The organism is Nocardia carnea, assembly GCF_029868325.1.
Lineage (GTDB): Bacteria > Actinomycetota > Actinomycetes > Mycobacteriales > Mycobacteriaceae > Nocardia > Nocardia carnea_C.
Genome location: NZ_JARWNW010000165.1, coordinates 44,670 through 61,131, shown reverse-complemented (window position 1 = coordinate 61,131; position 16,462 = coordinate 44,670). Strand labels below are relative to the sequence as shown.

Sequence of the window (16,462 nt, the reverse complement as noted above, 5' to 3'; positions counted from 1 at the left end):
CTCGTAGGTCACCTGTGGGGCGGGCTGGGCTACATTGCCCCGCGCCACCACACCGCCCCGGGCGTTAAACACCACATCGGCGGCCCGCACCCGGCCCCCGGGGGGGGTGGGCCGGCCCGCGTAAGCGCGCACCACGGCATGCGTGAGGTCGATCGGGTCGCCGGCGGAGGTCTCCCAGCCGTCGTGCCCGCGCCGCAGCGACAGCTTGTTGCTCATCCCGATGAAGGCGGCGACATAGTCCGATACCGGATTCTCGAAGACCTGTTCGGGCGCATCGTACTGTTCGATCTTGCCGGCCTTCATGATGGCGAGCCGGTCGCCCAGGGCGAAGGCCTCGGACTGGTCATGGGTGACGAATACCGCGGTGAATCCGAGTTTTTGATGCAACTGGTGGATCTGGGTGCGCACCTGATCGCGTAGCCGGGCGTCGAGATTGCTCAGCGGTTCGTCGAACAGCACCAGATCGGGCCGCGCCACCAGACCGCGGGCGACAGCCACGCGCTGTTGCTGCCCGCCGCTGAGTTGCGACGGATACCGGTCGAGCAAGGCCCCGCAATCGACCATCTCGGCGGCAGCCTCCACCGCGCCCTCGGCGACGGCTTCTTTCATCTTCCGCACCTTCAGCGGGTAGCGGATATTGTTGCGGACGGTCATATGCGGCCACAGCGCGTAGGACTGGAAAACCATCCCGATATTGCGTTTATGCGCGGGCACATTCAGCCGGGAGCCGGCATCGAAAACGGGCCGGTCCTTGAATGCGATCGCACCGTCCTGGGGTGTTTCCAGCCCCGCGAGACAACGCAGCGTCGTGGTCTTCCCGCACCCGCTCGGACCGAGCAGCACCAGGAATTCGCCCTCCTCGATGGTGAGGTCGAGCCGGTCGACGACAACGTTGCTGCCGTAGGTTTTGGTGAGGCCGGAAACGGTGAATTGCGACGTCATCTCATGCCTTCTGGGTCGAGAGTTTCGGAGTGCGGACGCCGGCGGCGGTGCCGCCGTCGACGAGAAGATCGGTTCCGGTGACATAGCTGCTCGCACTGCCGGCCAGGAACGCGATCACCGACGCGACTTCGGCGGGGGCGCCCCGGCGCTGCATCGGAATACTGCGGACATACGCCGCTACGTCGTCGGCGGCGAAGCCGGGTGCCGCGGTGATCTCGGTGGTGATACTGCCGGGGCATACCGAATTCACCCGGACACCCTGTTCGGCCAGTTCCAGTGCGGCAACCTTCGTCAATGCGCGCACACCGGATTTGGCGGCGCCGTAGGCCCCGAGTTCGGCGGTGGCCAGGACACCGCGCAGCGATGAGATGTTGACGACCGAACCGCCCGCGGTCATCGCCGCGGCCGCGGTGCGCAATCCCAGGAATGTCCCGACCAGGTGCTGGTCGATCATCCGGCGGAACTCGTCGAGCGTGGTCTGCGCCAGCGTCGCTTTCATTGCGGTTCCGGCACTGTTGACCAGCACATTCATTCGGTGCCCGGACTGCTGCATCGCGCGGGCCACCGCCTGCCAGCCGGCTTCGTCGGTGACGTCGAGGTGGTGGTAGTGGGCCCGCGGACCCAGCGCTCGCGCGCGTTCCCGGCCGGCGATATCGTCGATATCGGTGAGGTAGACCGTCGCGCCCTGTGCGACGAACAGTTCGGCGGTCGCGCCGCCTATCCCCCCGGATGCCCCGGTCACCAGTACGTGGGTGCCGTGCCAGGGCTCGGCCGTATCGTCCATGCCTATCCTTCGTCGATGTATCGGGAACGGTGGGGCCGGATCAGCTCTGGAAGCGCCGGGCCCATTCCTGGGAGTACTGCGCGACCTTGTCCGGTGTCAGATCGCGGGTATCTGGTGCGGCGATATCCTGCGCCTGCACAACGGCGCCCGGGATATCGGGCAGCGCCGCGGCGTAGCCGTCGTTGAGCGCCGTCTGTCCCTCGCGAGTCGCCAGGAAATCGACCAGCACCTGGGCGGCATTCGGATGCGGCGCGACACTCACCACGTGGCTGTACCAGGGTGTTCCCCACGGTTGCGGTGGCAGGGCCCAGTCGACCGGTGCGCCTGCGGCCACCTCGGTCACCAGCGGCTGCACCGACGGGGTCACCGCGATCTCGCCCGAGGTCAGGGCCTGTGCGATACCGAGTGCGCTCGGATATATCCGGGGTTTCAGCTCGGCCATCCGCTCCCAGTAGTCGGCGCCGTAGGTGTCGGCGTAATACCGGTAGAGATCGACGTAGGACGCGATACCGGTCGGGTTGACGATGCCGATCTTGCCGGTGTATTTCGGGTCGAGGATGTCGCGCGGTGAGGCCAGGCCGCCGGGCACTGCCTCGGTGTTCCAGCCCAGGGCGAAGACGGCCGCGCTGCTGAGCGCGAACCGGTTTTCCAGCACACTGCTCTCCGGCCGGTATTCCGGTGCTCGCACATTCGGCCCGACCAGTTCGGTCGAATAGTTGCCCGATTGGGCGGCGTTGGAGATCCAGGTGGCGTCGGTGAGCATATGGACGTCCGCGGTTCCGCGGCCGGTCCGGTTCTCGGTTTCCACGCGGGGATTGATATCGGCGTCGGTGCCCCGGACGAATTCCAGATCGATCCGGGGATAGGCCGTTTCGAAGGCCTTCTCCAGCCGTTCGAGATTGGCCGGTTTCTGGCTCGAGTAGAGCAGGACGCTGCCCTCGCTCTCGGCGGCGGCGATTACTTCGTCCCATGTGCCCGATACCGGGGCCGTCGTTCCGGGGCTCGCCCCACAGGCGGTGAGGACGGAGGTGACGGCGAGGGCCGCGACGGCCGCCGTGGCCTGGAACAGCAACTTCATAGTGCGAATACCCACATCCCGCAGAACTGAACTGATGTCAGTTTGAAACTATGCCATACCCATTGTGGTGTCAATCACCTTGTGGCAATAATATGAAGTGAATCCAGTTCAAGGAGGAACTTTTGGTCTCCCCTCTCCTGTCGTCCCCACTGCGGATAGGCGGCCTCGAGCTGCGCAATCGCCTGGTAGCGACCGCACACGGCTCCGGCGTGGTCAGCGCCGGCACTGCCCAGCACGGCGACGACGACTACTGGCGCCGCTGCGGGACCGGAGGTGCGGCCATGGTGATCGCGGGCGGAACGGTGGCCGGATCGGACTCCGGCAACCGGACAGGAAACATCACCGACGCCTCCCTGCCGGACGCGGTTCCCGGGTTGCGCCGGCGCGCACGGGCGATCGCCGAAGGCGGCGCGATACCGGTCTGCCAGCTCGTACATCTGGGACGCGAGACCCTGGGCGCCGAGATCTGGGAACATCCGATCGCACCGTCGGCGATCCGGTCACCGCGCGAACCGGTCCGCGCACGGGTGCTGTCGGACAGCGATATCGACCGGGTGATCGCCGATTTCGTCCGCAGTTCCCGCCATGCCGCCGAAGCGGGGTTCGCGGCGGTGGAACTGCACGCCGCCCATGGATACCTGCTGGCGCAGTTCCTCTCCCCGGTAACGAACATCCGGGCCGATGCCGCCACCTGCGCCGACCGGGTCCTGATACTGCACCGGCTGCACGCCGCCATCACCCGAACATGCCCCGGTCTCGTTGTCGGCGTGCGACTTTCGATCGACGGCGCCGAGGAGGCGGGACTGGATGCCGACGGTCTGTGCGAACTACTACCGCTACTGGATATGTTCGGCTATCTCAATGTCACGGCGGGCGTGCGCACCACCTACGTCCGCGATATGGCCACCGCCGAACCGCCGCTGCTACCGCTGGTGGAGCGGCTTCGCGCGGCAACCACCCGGCCGTTGCTGGTTTCCCAGGCGTTCCGGTCGCGACCGGATATCGAAGGTGCCCTCGCCGCAGGCGCGGACCTGGTCGGGATGGCGCGGCCCTTCATCGCCGACCCGGATATCGCGGCGAAACTCCTGCGCGGCGAGGACTCCCGGATACGGCCCTGCGTGTCCTGTAACGAGGACTGCCGCTCATTCACCCCGGTATTGCTGTGCACGGTGAACCCGGTCTTGGCGCCGCCCGGCCACTCGGCCCGCCCGGCGCGGCCCTTACGCTTCGGCCGATCGCGCGACCGAGCGGGTCGGGTCGCCGTCGTCGGCGCCGGACCGGCGGGCCTGGAAGCCGCCCTCCGGCTGGCACCATCGCACAACGTCACCCTCTTCGACGCGAAGCCCCGGATCGGCGGCCAGCTGAGCACCGCCGCGCAGGCACCGAACCGGACAGGCTGGTCGGCGCTGTTGCGTTACTACCAGGACAACCTGGACGGTGTCCGGACAGAACTGGGACACCGGGTATCGCCGGCGGATCTCACCGATTTCGACGAGATCATCGTGGCGACCGGCGCCACCGAGACCGCAACACCCCACGCCGTGACGACCACCTCGGTCCTCACCGATCCGCGGCAGATCTGGCCCGGCAACCATGTGGTGGTGGTCGACGACGGGTTCGGCTACTGGCCCGCGCTCGGCGCCGTGGAAGCGGCGCTGGCCGGAGGCGCCGGCCGGGTCACCGTGCTGGTCCCGGGCCAGGCGATCGCGGCGGGGATACCGGCGGAAAGCCGGGTGCAATTGCTGCGCCGGCTGGCGGGCCGCCCGGTGGATTTCATCGTCCAGGCCGCATCGGCCGAGGTGCGCGACGGCGGACCGGGCACCATCGTCGGCTACCGCAACGCGTTGTCGGGTGAGTTGCGTGAGCTGGCCTGCGATCGGGTGGTGGTCGTGGGTGAACGGCTCGCCACCGACTGGCGCCCCTTCCCGGAGCAGCTACCGCAGGCCAGAGTGCAGGTCATCGGCGACGCCCTCGTCCCCCGGCGGGTATCGCACGCTGTCGCCGAAGGATACGCGGCCGCGGCAGCGATTCTCGAAAGCGCGCAGGTACACGCACCGGCCGGGTGACCGGAGCCCCACCGAACTACGCCGGCCACCGGCGTGACCGGCGGGCGGACCCGGGAATCTCCGATCGGGCACGGGCCGTCCGCCACAGAAAGGATGAGGTAAGTATGCGGAAAACCCTTCGAACGAGGGTTCTGGGGACGGCAGCGGTGCTGGGAGCGATCACCCTGACTCTCGCCGGATGCGGTGGCTCCACCGCGGTGTCCCGGCCGGTCTCCGGATCGTGGGACGAGGTGGTGGCGGCGGCGAACGAAGAGGGCTCCGTCACGATCTACTCGACCCAAGCGCAACCGGTGCTTGCGGATCTCGAGCGGGCCTTCGAAAAGGCTTATCCTCGTATCGATCTGACCGTGGTCCGGGGCGTGGACTCCGATCTGCTCTTCCGCGTCGATATCGAAGCCCGCACGGGCAAGGGCGCCGGGGATATCGCGGTGATCACCGATGCCGCCTGGATGCAGGCAGCCGCAGACACCGACAAGGCGGTGGAGGTGATCGGCCCCGCGTTCGACGCGCCCGAGTACCGGCGCGCCGACAGTGTTGTCGACGGAAAGTTCTTCCTCGAGGGCGCGGTGGTCCTCGGATTCGGCTGGAACACCGCCGCATACCCCAAGGGCATCCGGACAGCCCACGATCTGCTCGACCCGGCGCTGAAAGGCAAGGTCGGGATCGTCACCCCGGCCACCTCGCCGACCTACATCGACTACTACGACCATATCGAGGAGCACTACGGCGGCCGCGAATTCCTCGACCGGCTCGCGCAGAACTCGCCGCGTATCTACCCGAGCTCACAACCACTCGGGCAGGCACTGGCCTCCGGCGAAATCGTGGCCGCGCTGATGTGCAACCCGATGCTGCCCGAACAGGCCGCCGGCGCGCCCGTCGGCTGGACCGCCGGACCGGCGGTGTGGGGTGCGCGCTGGTACGGCCTCGCCCTGGGTTCGGCCCCGCACCCCAATGCCGCGCAGGTACTCGCGGACTTCATGGTGAGCCGGTCCGGCCAGCAGGCGACGTCACCCGGATACGGGTCTGTCCTGCCCGGTATCGAGGGGTCGCTGGCGGTGGCGCAGGACATTCCCGACCAGAACCTCGAGGTGACCGTCGGCGAAGGCGCCGAAAAGTACCGCAACGACTGGGAAAACATCTTCCAGTGAGCACCGATCCCACCACTACACACGAGGAGACAGCCGTGCCGGAACAGCAGTTCGACGGGAAGGTGGCGCTGGTGACCGGCGCCGGATCGGGGATCGGTGCCGCCACCGCGCGGCTGCTCGCACGGCGCGGTGCGAAGGCCGTGCACCTCTGCGATATCGACCGGCGGGCAGTTGCCACGGTAGCGGCCGATATCGTGGGCGGCGTCCCGGTCGAACTGGATGTGGCCGATTCGGCGCAGGTCGATCGGGCCTTCGCGGCAGCGCTGGCCGAGCACGGCCGGATCGATATCGTGGTCCACGCGGCCGGTGTCGACGATCCGCGCAGTAAGCAGCGCATCTACGAGGCAGCCGACCAGAACCGGCCGCCGGAGGTCCTCACCCACCTCGAGGACACCGACTGGCGGCGTATCCTCTCGATCAATCTGGACGGTACCTTCCACGTCCTGCGCGCCGCGGTCCGCGCGATGCAGGGCACCGGCGGCGGTGCGATCGTCACCGTGGGCTCGTCCGCGGCGTTCGACACCCTGGCCGGCTATCCGCACTATGCAGCGTCCAAGGCCGGTGTGCACGCGCTCAGCCAGTCGGTGGCGAAAGAGGTGGCGCATCTCGGGATCCGGGTGAACACCGTCGCGCCGGGTCCGGTCGATACGGGGATGGCCCAGCGCACGCCGCCGCATCTGCGCGCCGCCATGTCCGAGGGCGCCGCCCGCGGTTACGCCACCGCCGAGGAATTGGCCGACAACATCCTGTATCTCGCCGCACCCTCCGCCGCCAATGTCGTGGGCGCGGTGCTGTTGAGCAACGGCGGCCGGTTCACCGTCTGAATCACCGGATCGAGCAACAAGGGAGCAAGAATGCAGAGGATCGAAACCGACGTGCTGGTGATCGGCGCGGGTATGGCCGGTCTCACCGCCGCGGCGCGCTCGCTCGACCGCGGCGCTTCGGTCGTGGTGGTCGAGAAGGCCGAGACCGTCGGCGGCTCGGCGCGCTTTGCCGGATACGCCTGGACCGCGCCCGACCGGGCGGTGATGGACGAGGTGAACCCGAACGGCGACCCAGCGCTGCGCAACGCACTCGTCGACGGATTCGCCGACGGTATCGGATGGATCCGGGCACTCGGCGTGCACTGCGCCGATGCGGTGCCGATCCTGCGCTACGGCCGCGGCCACCAGTTCGACACCAACCAGTACCTCGACGAATGCCGGCGTCGGGTGAGCGCCGGCGGGCAACTGTTCACCGGTACGGACACTCTGGCCCTGCGCACCACCGACGGTACGGTAACCGGCGCCCGAGTACGCAGGCCGGATGGCACAGAGCTCGAGATAAACAGTGCCGCAGTGGTTCTCGCCACCGGCGGGTTCCAGGCCGATAGCGCACTCGTCGCCGAGCACATCCATCCCCGCGCCGCCGAGATGCAGGTGCGCTCCAACCCGGTGAGCGCGGGAGCCGGTCTGCGCCTGGCCGAAAACGTGGGCGCCGCGACCGGGAGTACTCGCTCCGGCTTCTACGGCCATCTGGTACCGACGCAGGTACCGTTCCGCGATCCCGCCGATTTCGTGGCGCTGTCGCTGTACTACAGCGAGCACGCACTGCTGTTCAACCTCGACAACCGGCGCTTCACCGACGAGACCCAGGGTGATCACCTCACCGCGATGCACCTGCTCGACCAGCCGGAATCCCGTGGACTACTCGTCGCCGACGAACGGGTCTACCGGGAGTGGGTCCTCGGCAGCTATGTCGAGGGGGCGATCGCGGTGGACAAGTTCGAGCTCACCCAGCGCCGCGGTGGCCGCTGCGGTGTCGCGGAGACCCTGGAGGATTTCGCCTATCTGCCGCCGGAGTGGGGATACGACGGTGCCGCCGTCGCCGAGCAGATCAGGCAGGTCGATGCCGCCGGTGCCGCGGTCCGTCCGACCAGGACCCATGATGCCGAGCCGCTGGACAAGGGCCCGTACTACATCATCGAAACGTGCCCAGCGCTGACCTTCCCGTTCCACGGCATCCGCATCGACGCCACCGCACGGGTCCTGTCCGCGGCCGGTGGCACGATCGCGGGGCTTTTCGCCGCGGGTTCCGATACCGGTGGCCTCTACCACTATGCCTACGCCGGCGGGATCGCCCCCGCACTCGTCTTCGGTCTGGCCGCCGCGGATTCCGCGACCGGACACCTGCAGGCCGGTTCGAACGTGCCCGCGGCGAACATCGGGTAGGCACCGAATGCGCTGGGCCGCCGATGAGGGGCGGTCCAGCGCAGGCGATGTGCCGATCGGCAACCGGGACAACCATCGACACCCGCGGGCCTCCGTGGCGGGGCCTGTCGACCGCCGCGCGGAAACCGGCTCGATGGTCCGTTCCCGGCCGTCGCCGCACTATCCTGCTCGGATGACGGAATCTTCCCGGTCACCCGGCCGCACCGGTGAACTCGATATCGCGGCCGAAATCGAGCGGGTCCACGATCTGCTGGCGACCTGGCTGGGTTCGGCCGCCTCGCCGCGTGTCCTCGACGGGTTCGCCGCCGCGCACGACGAGGACTTCTCGATGGTCACCGCCGCGGGCACGGTGGTGCGCAAACGCGACCTGCTGTCCGGGCTGCACCGGGCGCGCCACAGCCGCCCCGGACTGGTTATCGAGATCTCCGAGGTCGAAACACTGCGCTCGGAGGGCGATACCACCGTGGTCCGTTTCGTCGAAAGCCAGCGGGACGCTGCCGGGCAGGACCACCGCCGCACCACCGCGGTGCTGCGCGTCGAACCGGACCTGACCTGCCACTGGGTCGCGGTGCACGAGACAGCGGTCGCCGAGCCGGAATAGTTTCCCGGGTTCCCCTGATGCGTTCTGCTGTCAGGCCCGCGATGCCGCTGGGCGCCGGGCCGTCCACACCGTGACGGTGAAGAGCAGGACACCCAGGAGAGCGAGACCGGCACCGACCACTGCGGGGGCCGTGTAGCCGTAACCCGCGGCGATCACCAGCCCGCCGAGCCAGGCGCCGGCCGCGTTCGCGATGTTCAGGGCGGCGTGGTTGAGCGCCGCTGCCAGGGTCTGCGCGTCGGCGGCCACGTCCATGAGCCGGGTCTGCAGTCCGGGTGCCAGGGCGGCGCCCGCCGCCCCGACCAGTAACGCGCCGATCCCGGCGGTGATGGGATTGTGCGCGGCGGCCACGAACACCGTCAGGATCACCATCATCGCGCCCATGGCCAGGAAGATCGACCGGTCCACACCACCGTCGGCGAGTACGCCGCCGATGATATTGCCCAGCACCATGCCGACGCCGAACAGCATCAGCACCACCGGCACCAGCCCGGTGCTCAAGCCGGCCACATCGGTGAGAGTCGTGCTCACATACGTGTAGACCGCGAACATGCCGCCGAAGCCGATGGCGCCCACGGCCAGCGTGAGCAGCACCTGCGGGCGACGTAGTGCACCCAGTTCGGTGAGCGGATTGGTGATCGCGATCCCGGTCAGTGCAGGCACGTAGCGCAACAGGGCCACGATGGTGGCCACCCCGATCACCCCGACCAGAACGAACGCACTGCGCCAGCCGAGATGCTGCCCGAGCCAGGTCGCGGCGGGAACACCGACGACATTGGCGGTGCTCAGCCCGAGCATCACTGCCGCTACCGCCTTCGCACGCTGTCCCGCCGGCGCCAGTGTGGCCGCGGCCAGCGACGCGACCCCGAAGTACGCGCCGTGCGGCAGGCCGGCCACGAAACGCGCCACGACGAGCGTCGCGAAGTTCGGCGCGAAAGCCGAGGCCAGATTGCCGACCGTGAACGCCACCATGAGGGCGACGAGAAGACGTTTCCGCGCCACCGAGGCACACGCCGCCGCGATCACCGGCGCGCCGACCACCACCCCGAGCGCATAGGCAGAGACAGCATGGCCGGCGGTGGGCTCGGACACCGTGAACGCATCCGCGATATCGGGCAGCAGCCCCATCGTCACGAATTCGGTGGTGCCGATCCCGAAGCCGCCCAGCGCCAGCGCCAGCATCGCCGGGATATGCCAGCTGGTGCGAGCAGAGGGTCCCGGAGTCGTGGCCGTGCCGGTGGCGGTAGAAGTCACGCTCTCGTGCAACAGGTGGTCCCGGGACAGGTTTCCTGATCCGGGCTGTGAGTTCGCCCACCTGGGCTACCGGATCCGTCGGTCGAGTACCGGCTCGGCGAGTTGCTTCCCGGTGCACAGCGATCTGCGCGATTCGGCAGTATCGGCACGCGAACTGGATCGCGGAGGGCGCGATCCGAGCTCGGCGGTCCGCCGACCGCATCCAGCAGCTCTGTACGCGTACCGGTGCCGATCATGACCGTCGCCGACCGACCTCACAGCCCGCTCGGCGGTCCGGACGATACGATCGCCGTGGTCTGCGGGGTATCCGGCGCCTGTCGACTCGGATACCGAGGGGCGAATTTCCCGGGCATCTCCGGCCCTCCCGAGCTCGCATGCCATAGATGAGGACAGCGGATGAACGGATGAGGACAGCGGATGAACGACCCCCAGGTCCGGGACCGGACGCTCGACGGAGTCCGCGGACCGGTCTCGATCCGGGAGTATATGCCTGCGGACCCCGATCCGGCGGCCGACCCGCTGCTGTGGATCCACGGGGGCGCGTTCGTCTCCGGTGGACTCGATCAGCACGAATCCCATGCGGTGGCGTTGCGGGTGGCCGCGGCCGGAAGGCGGGTGCGCACTGTCGACTATGCGCTGGTGCCGCGGTTCCGGCTCTGGGGTCCCCCGGTTCTGCGTCCCTCGCGCAACCGCTACCCGGCGCCGTTGGACGATGTCCTCACCGCCGCCACCGACCTCATGGCCGAGGAACGGCGGATCGTGATCGGTGGCGCGAGCGCGGGCGCCTGCCTGGCCGCCTCGGGCGCGCTGCGGTTGCGTGACCGGTCGGCGGAGGTGCCGGTCGGAATAATCCTCGCCTACGCGACCCTGCACGCCGAACTGCCGCCGCTGCCGGATTCCGTCCGGGCACGGGTGCGGGGTCGGCGCCGGATCGGCACCTATACACCGCACATGATCCGCCGGATGAACCTCAACTATGTGGGGTCGCCGGAACTGCTCGCGGATCCGGAGGTTTTCCCCGGCGGCGGTAAACTCGCGGGCCTGCCGCCGGTTCTGCTGCTCGATGCCGCATACGACACTCTGAGCGCGTCGAGTACCGCCTTCGCCGGTGAACTCACCGAGGCCGGGGTGCCGGCCGAACATCGCGTCGTCCCCGGCACCCGCCACGGTTTCCTCGACCGTCCCGATTCCTCCGGTTTCGGTGCCGGAATCGACACGATCCTCGACTGGCTCGGCCGGACGGCGCGCAACGGTTAGCCTCGATGCCACGAACGCGGCAGTAGCCGGTGGGTCGTACCCCCACCGGCCCCTATGTGCCGCGCCCGGCCGGACCCCGGCTCAGCGCGCGGTGACCGGCTGCCCTTCGGCCGGATGGACCCCGTATCGGTCGGTTTCCATCAGATGCGCGATATCCCGGCCGGCCGGGGTCATCGTCAACGAGGACCGGGTTTCCAGCAGCCAGGCGCGGTAGCCGGGCTGCACGTTCTCTTCGGGGCCCTGGTGCAGGATGCCCTTCGGGGTCCAGGTGATCGTGCCGGGCGTATCGACCGAACCCCACGGCGAGGGGCCCATGCCGTAGCAGATGACCTCGTCGAAATCGGCGTTGTGATGCACCGGTGGCCGGGCACTGTGCCGGCTACCGACACCGAAGACGAAATCGCGGCCGGAGGTGCTGCTCATCAGCTGGGCGGGCGGGAGTCCGCCCTGGGCGACGCCGAGCCCCTGCACATGCTCGATATTGAACCGGACCACCAGCGGGGCGCCGATGACATCGAGGCACGGGATCGGGTCGACATCGTAGAAGTAGGAGGTGAACCTGTCGCCGGTGCGGACCACGATCTCGTACTCGTCGTCCACCGGATGCCCGGGCCGGCCGTGCGGGACGGGGCGATCGAGGTGGAGGTCGGGGTTGAAGGTGGCGGGTGCGCCCTCCGGGTCCAGGCGTAGCTCGCTGGTGGTGACCACGATGAATTCGTTGATCTCTTCGGCGATTTCGCCCCAGCGGTAGGTGACGGCACGCGGGATGAGGACGAAATCGCCCGCACGGACGTCGAGTGTGCCGACCTCGGTATCGAGCCGACCGCGCCCGGAAACGATGTAGTGCAGTTCGTCGGCCCAGACATTGACGTAACCGAAGGTCATAGCGGCGGCGCGGCGGTTGAGTTCGAATCCGATGCCCTCGCCCTCCAGGATCGCGACCGGGAGGGCTTTGGGTTCGGCGAATACCTGGTCCGGTAGATCCCAGGTGTGGAAACGACGCGGTAGGTATTCGCCGCGGGCCCGCAGGAAGCGAGGCCGGTACTGGGCCCGGACGATGGTGGTGTTCGGGCCTGCGAAACCGTTACGGGAGAAGAGCTCGATATTGGGCGCCAGGACTTCGTCCGGCATTGCGCACCTCCGAAAATCGTTGTGCCACAGATCCTAGACAAGAGACACCGTGTCCGCGCACTTTTGCGAACTCACTATTCCGGAGTTAACTGATACCGAAAGTACACTCGCCGTGGCGAATCCGGGTCACCCCCGGAACGGCGGCACCGGCAGATCCGCCCCGAAGATATCGGGGGTATCGCGCAGCACGCTGTCCGGGAACTGCGCCGCCCGCTTCTCCAGGAACGACGAAACACCCTCCTGCGCATCGGCGCTGGCTCCGCGGCTGCGGATTCCACGCGATTCGACCCGGTGCGCGATCATCGGATGATCGGCGCCCAGCCCGCGCCACAGCATCTGCCGCGACAACCCCACCGACACCGGCGCCGAATGCTCGGTGACGCGCCGGGCCAGGGCATCGGCCTCGTCCAGCAGGCTTTCCGCCGAATACAGTCCGTAGAACAACCCCGCCTCGTACGCTTCCGCCGCATCCACGAGCCGGCCGGAATACACCCAGTCCAGCGCCTTCTGCATCGACACCAGTCGCGGCAGGAACCAGCTGGAACAGGATTCGGGGACGATACCGCGCCGGTTGAAGACGAACCCGATCCGGGCGCCCTCGACCGCCAGCCGGAAATCGGCGGCGAGGGTCATGGTGATACCGACGCCCACGGCGGGCCCGTTGACGGCGGCGATAATGGGTTTTCGCGATTCGAACATCCGCAGCACCACTTCCCCACCACCGTCGCGGAATGCTTCCGGGTCCCCGTCCTCCGGCGCGACGAAGGTCTGCCCACCGGCGGAGAGGTCGGCGCCGGCGCAGAAGGCCCGGCCGGCGCCGGTGACGATGACCGCGCGCACGCCGTCGTCGCGGTCGCAGGTGTCGAACGCCTCGATCAACTCTTCGCCCATAGCGGTGGTGAATGCGTTGAGCTGGGCCGGGCGGTCCAGGGTGATGGTGGCAACGGAATCGGAAACAGCAAGGCGGATATCGGCCATAAGCGACAGCATGCCACGCCTGTCCCGGACAGTCCGTCGCATTGAGTTGCTTCATCGTATCTGACGAAGTCCACGCCTACTTGGACTACGGCGTTCCAAGCGACGTAGGACAGCTCAGGTCCGGATGGCGCACTGGACGAGCAGATCCGCCGCACCGGCCGGTGGCGTCGCGCGGCGCCAGATCACCCGGAACTGCCGGTTGAGGACCACCGCCTCGGCGAGCGCCACCCGGCGCAAGGCACCGGTCGCGAGTTCGGGTGCGGCGACGAGCGAACTGAGCACCGCCGGGGCCATTCCGGTCCGGGCGGCCGCGACAATGGCGACCGCGGAGCCCAGTTCGGCGGCCGGCGGGGCCGGCGGGCCGTACCCACTCAGGATTTCCCAGACGGTATCGCGGGTACCGGAGCCCGGTTCGCGCCACAGCAGCGGTGTCGCGACCAGCTCGCGCAACGAGACCGGCGTGGTCCGGGTGGCCCACGGATGCGCCGGTCCCACCACCAGCAGCAACTCGTCGGCGCCGAGTGCCCGGCCACCGAGGTCCGGCGGCGGATGAGGCCCCTCTACGAAGCCGAGGTCGGCGTCACCCGCGCGCACCATGGCTTCCACATGCGTGGTGTTGTCCACCTCCAGCGATACCGCGATATCCGGCCGGATAGCGCGCAACGCCGCCAGCCACTGGGGAATCCGATGGTCGGCGATGGTTTTCGAGGCCGCGATACGCAGTCGCGGCGCCTCGGTGCTGTGCAGCGCGGCAACGGTGTCGTTGAACGACCGGGCCGCATCCAGCACCGTTCGCGCGGCGGCGACCACGGTGCGGCCGGAATCGGTGAGGGTGGAACCGGTCGGGCCGCGGTCGAGCAGCTGCACGCGCATCCGTCGTTCGAGGGCGCTGATGCGCATACTCGCCGCAGGCTGGCTCATGCCGTGACGGCGCGCCGCCGCCCCCAGACTTCCCGTATCCGCGACCGAGACCAGCAGGTCCAGCACGGCGAGGTCGGGGGTTCCGGGTGGCAGGGTCACAGGGTCGATTATGGGGTGCCGGCCACTACGCCCGACCGGCACCCATCAGCTCCGCTTATGACCTCCTGCGGATTCGCCCGCTACCGGGACCGGGCCGGGTCCGACAAGGTCGGACTGGTGAACGAGGTGTATCGCAGAATTCCGGGACTCGGCCTCGCCGCCGTCCTCGCGACCGTGGCCACGCTGCTCGGCACGCTGGTGCCGGTCGCGGGCGCGCCGGTCCTCGCCCTGGCCGCCGGTGCGGTGTTCGGTATGCGCGCCGAGGCGCAGGTAGCGGATTCGGGCCGGTTCGGGCCGGGCCTGACCTGGGCGCGGCAACATCTGCTGGGCGCGGCGATCCTGCTACTCGGGCTCGGCCTCCCGATGGGGGCGGTATTCACCGTCGGGCGTGAAACCGCCGTGGTCCTGCTCGGGACCCTCTGTGTGGGAGCGGTGACCGCGCTGATCGTCGGCCGGTCATTGGCGCTGCATCGCGAATCGGTGATCCTGATCGCCGCCGGGACCACGATCTGCGGCGCCTCCGCCATCGCCGCCACCACCGCCGTGCTGAAACCGGACCGCGAACGCGTCGCCTACGCGCTCGGCACCATCTTCGTCTTCAATATCGTCGCGGTACTCGTCTATCCCCCGCTGGGCCGGGCCTTCGGTATGTCGGAGGAGGCGTTCGGCCTGTGGGCCGGGACCGCGATCAACGACACCTCGTCCGTACTCGCTGCCGGTATCGCTTTCGGGCCGGTGGCCGCGAGCTTCGCGGTGATCGTGAAACTGGTGCGCAGCCTGATGATCGTCCCGCTGTGCGTCGGCCTGCATTTCACCGGCCGCCGCGCCGGCACCGGCGACCTCGCCACGACTCCCCTGTGGCGCACCATCCCCCTGTTCGTCGTGCTGTTCCTCGCCGCCTCGGTCGTCGCCGCAACCGGCGCCCTGCCGTCGTCCTGGACCGCGCACCTCACCGACCTCAGTTCCTGGTTGGTCGCCGCCGTACTCGCCGCGATCGGCACCTCACTCACCTGGCGGCGGCTACGGTCGGCCGGCTCGCGGCCGCTGCTGTTCGGCGGAGTGCTCGCGGTGGTCCTGGCCGTGTCGGCGCTGGCCCTCCAGTGGTCCACCGGCTGGCGATGACCCGCGAGACAACCGTCGCGCTGGTGGCGTAGCCGGAATCCGCATATGAGCCGACAACACGCTGCCCGTCCCGGTGGACTGGGACGGGCAGCGCGCACTGTTCGTATTACGGGGTCGTCGGCCGGCACGCCGGATGCTCCGGCGGGCACGGGGACAGGATGGTCGAGAAGTACTGGAAGGCCGCGAAAACAGCGACCGGGCCACCGACCAGGAACGCACCGATGATGCCTCCGGCGGCACCCAGGGTCGCAGCACCGGCGACGCAGCCGCCGATGGTGGCGCCGACGAACGGGACCAGCAGCAGGGCGATGGGGCTGGATACCAGTGCACCGGTCGCGGCGCCGAGCACACAGCCCAGGCCGCCACCGATCACCGCGCCGACCGCGCCGGCGATCGCCGCGCTCATCGTCGCCCGCTGGGCGAATACCCCCAGGGCCTGCATATCGCGGGGTGTGAACTGTTCGGCCACTTCCTGGGCCGCCTGTTCGGGGGTGACCACGGGTGCGCTCACCGGCGCCACCGGCACACCGCCCTCGCGCTGCGGGGTGAGTACCGCTGTGCCACCGTCGATCTTCGCGGCGATGGGGTAGGCGATATTGTCCTTGCGATAGGTGAGCGGCACCGTGGTGAGCAGCGTGTCGTCGATGGCCTGCAGAATCAGCTGATCGCCCGCCACCTGCCACTTTCCGTTCGTTTCGACCACGGCGCTGTCGCCGGAGTGCGTGATCTCGTAGGTGAGTTCGCGCGGTGCGGGTTGCGCGGAGACCGGGGCGGCGGTGGCACCGAGGGCCGCTACCGCGAGAGCCGCGGTAGCGACACTGGTTCGGAGTTTCATGGTTGTGTCCTCATCGGTTGATATCGAGGCGGCCGTCGG

At 68.7% G+C, this 16,462-nt stretch carries 15 protein-coding genes; 7 read left to right on the top strand and 8 right to left on the bottom strand.

The genetic code is table 11. The annotated features are described in order from the left end of the window. The 3 genes from QH196_RS12650 to QH196_RS12640 form a co-directional block, all read right to left on the bottom strand. Positions 1 to 942: ABC transporter ATP-binding protein (locus tag QH196_RS12650; protein ID WP_280415965.1), on the bottom strand; the 942-nt coding region annotated here is incomplete at its 3' end. 1 nt (position 943) lies between these two features. Then, entirely contained in the window at positions 944 to 1,726 is a 783-nt protein-coding gene (locus QH196_RS12645; protein ID WP_280415964.1) for an SDR family NAD(P)-dependent oxidoreductase, read from the bottom strand. Positions 1,727 to 1,766: 40 nt separating this feature from the next. Continuing rightward, positions 1,767 to 2,804, bottom strand: coding sequence for an ABC transporter substrate-binding protein (locus tag QH196_RS12640; protein WP_280415963.1), 1,038 nt, complete (start codon positions 2,802 to 2,804; stop codon positions 1,767 to 1,769). 122 nt (positions 2,805 to 2,926) lie between these two features. Between QH196_RS12640 and QH196_RS12635 the strand changes: the two genes are divergently transcribed. The 5 genes from QH196_RS12635 (at position 2,927) to QH196_RS12615 (ending at position 8,829) form a co-directional block, all read left to right on the top strand. Next, the gene (locus QH196_RS12635; protein ID WP_280415962.1) at positions 2,927 to 4,870 is read left to right on the top strand and encodes an FAD-dependent oxidoreductase; all 1,944 of its coding nucleotides are present in this window, start codon (positions 2,927 to 2,929) and stop codon (positions 4,868 to 4,870) included. Positions 4,871 to 4,974: 104 nt separating this feature from the next. Next, positions 4,975 to 6,018 (top strand): extracellular solute-binding protein, encoded by a 1,044-nt coding sequence (locus tag QH196_RS12630; protein ID WP_280415961.1) that lies wholly within the window; start codon positions 4,975 to 4,977, stop codon positions 6,016 to 6,018. Continuing rightward, on the top strand, positions 6,015 to 6,842 hold the full coding sequence (locus QH196_RS12625) for an SDR family NAD(P)-dependent oxidoreductase (RefSeq protein ID WP_280415960.1): 828 nt from the start codon (positions 6,015 to 6,017) through the stop codon (positions 6,840 to 6,842). The genes QH196_RS12630 and QH196_RS12625 overlap by 4 nt, the downstream gene beginning before the upstream one ends. 30 nt (positions 6,843 to 6,872) lie before the next feature. Next, positions 6,873 to 8,228: an FAD-dependent oxidoreductase gene (locus QH196_RS12620; protein ID WP_280415959.1), complete on the top strand. Its 1,356-nt coding sequence runs from the start codon at positions 6,873 to 6,875 to the stop codon at positions 8,226 to 8,228. A gap of 172 nt (positions 8,229 to 8,400) precedes the next feature. Further along, on the top strand, positions 8,401 to 8,829 hold the full coding sequence (locus QH196_RS12615) for a DUF4440 domain-containing protein (RefSeq protein ID WP_280415958.1): 429 nt from the start codon (positions 8,401 to 8,403) through the stop codon (positions 8,827 to 8,829). A gap of 30 nt (positions 8,830 to 8,859) precedes the next feature. Here QH196_RS12615 and QH196_RS12610 read toward each other — a convergent pair whose 3' ends face one another. Next, positions 8,860 to 10,080 (bottom strand): MFS transporter, encoded by a 1,221-nt coding sequence (locus QH196_RS12610; RefSeq protein ID WP_432279483.1) that lies wholly within the window; start codon positions 10,078 to 10,080, stop codon positions 8,860 to 8,862. Positions 10,081 to 10,497: 417 nt separating this feature from the next. On the opposite strand from QH196_RS12610, the gene QH196_RS12605 reads away from it, so the two are divergent. Continuing rightward, on the top strand, positions 10,498 to 11,337 hold the full coding sequence (locus tag QH196_RS12605) for an alpha/beta hydrolase (RefSeq protein WP_280415957.1): 840 nt from the start codon (positions 10,498 to 10,500) through the stop codon (positions 11,335 to 11,337). 81 nt (positions 11,338 to 11,418) lie between these two features. Here the strand turns inward: QH196_RS12605 and QH196_RS12600 are convergent, their stop codons facing one another. The 3 genes from QH196_RS12600 to QH196_RS12590 form a co-directional block, all read right to left on the bottom strand. Then, the gene (locus QH196_RS12600; RefSeq protein ID WP_280415956.1) at positions 11,419 to 12,468 is read right to left on the bottom strand and encodes a homogentisate 1,2-dioxygenase; all 1,050 of its coding nucleotides are present in this window, start codon (positions 12,466 to 12,468) and stop codon (positions 11,419 to 11,421) included. 126 nt (positions 12,469 to 12,594) lie between these two features. Continuing rightward, positions 12,595 to 13,446, bottom strand: coding sequence for a crotonase/enoyl-CoA hydratase family protein (locus QH196_RS12595; RefSeq protein WP_280415955.1), 852 nt, complete (start codon positions 13,444 to 13,446; stop codon positions 12,595 to 12,597). A 114-nt stretch (positions 13,447 to 13,560) separates the two neighbouring features. Continuing rightward, positions 13,561 to 14,466, bottom strand: a complete 906-nt coding sequence (locus tag QH196_RS12590; RefSeq protein WP_280415954.1) for a LysR family transcriptional regulator — start codon at positions 14,464 to 14,466, stop codon at positions 13,561 to 13,563. 57 nt (positions 14,467 to 14,523) lie between these two features. Here QH196_RS12590 and QH196_RS12585 point away from each other — a divergent pair, with 57 nt between their 5' ends. Beyond that, on the top strand, positions 14,524 to 15,588 hold the full coding sequence (locus tag QH196_RS12585; protein ID WP_280415953.1) for a YeiH family protein: 1,065 nt from the start codon (positions 14,524 to 14,526) through the stop codon (positions 15,586 to 15,588). 106 nt (positions 15,589 to 15,694) lie between these two features. Here QH196_RS12585 and QH196_RS12580 read toward each other — a convergent pair whose 3' ends face one another. Then, on the bottom strand, positions 15,695 to 16,423 hold the full coding sequence (locus QH196_RS12580) for a hypothetical protein (protein ID WP_280415952.1): 729 nt from the start codon (positions 16,421 to 16,423) through the stop codon (positions 15,695 to 15,697). Positions 16,424 to 16,462 lie beyond the last annotated feature (39 nt).

Coding starts and splice junctions, on each gene's coding strand:
- QH196_RS12645 (WP_280415964.1), bottom strand. CDS start 1,726: ATGGACGATACGGCCGAGCCCTGGCACGGCACCCACGTACTGGTGACC.
- QH196_RS12640 (WP_280415963.1), bottom strand. CDS start 2,804: ATGAAGTTGCTGTTCCAGGCCACGGCGGCCGTCGCGGCCCTCGCCGTC.
- QH196_RS12630 (WP_280415961.1), top strand. CDS start 4,975: ATGCGGAAAACCCTTCGAACGAGGGTTCTGGGGACGGCAGCGGTGCTG.
- QH196_RS12620 (WP_280415959.1), top strand. CDS start 6,873: ATGCAGAGGATCGAAACCGACGTGCTGGTGATCGGCGCGGGTATGGCC.
- QH196_RS12615 (WP_280415958.1), top strand. CDS start 8,401: ATGACGGAATCTTCCCGGTCACCCGGCCGCACCGGTGAACTCGATATC.
- QH196_RS12605 (WP_280415957.1), top strand. CDS start 10,498: ATGAACGACCCCCAGGTCCGGGACCGGACGCTCGACGGAGTCCGCGGA.
- QH196_RS12600 (WP_280415956.1), bottom strand. CDS start 12,468: ATGCCGGACGAAGTCCTGGCGCCCAATATCGAGCTCTTCTCCCGTAAC.
- QH196_RS12595 (WP_280415955.1), bottom strand. CDS start 13,446: ATGGCCGATATCCGCCTTGCTGTTTCCGATTCCGTTGCCACCATCACC.
- QH196_RS12585 (WP_280415953.1), top strand. CDS start 14,524: ATGACCTCCTGCGGATTCGCCCGCTACCGGGACCGGGCCGGGTCCGAC.
- QH196_RS12580 (WP_280415952.1), bottom strand. CDS start 16,423: ATGAAACTCCGAACCAGTGTCGCTACCGCGGCTCTCGCGGTAGCGGCC.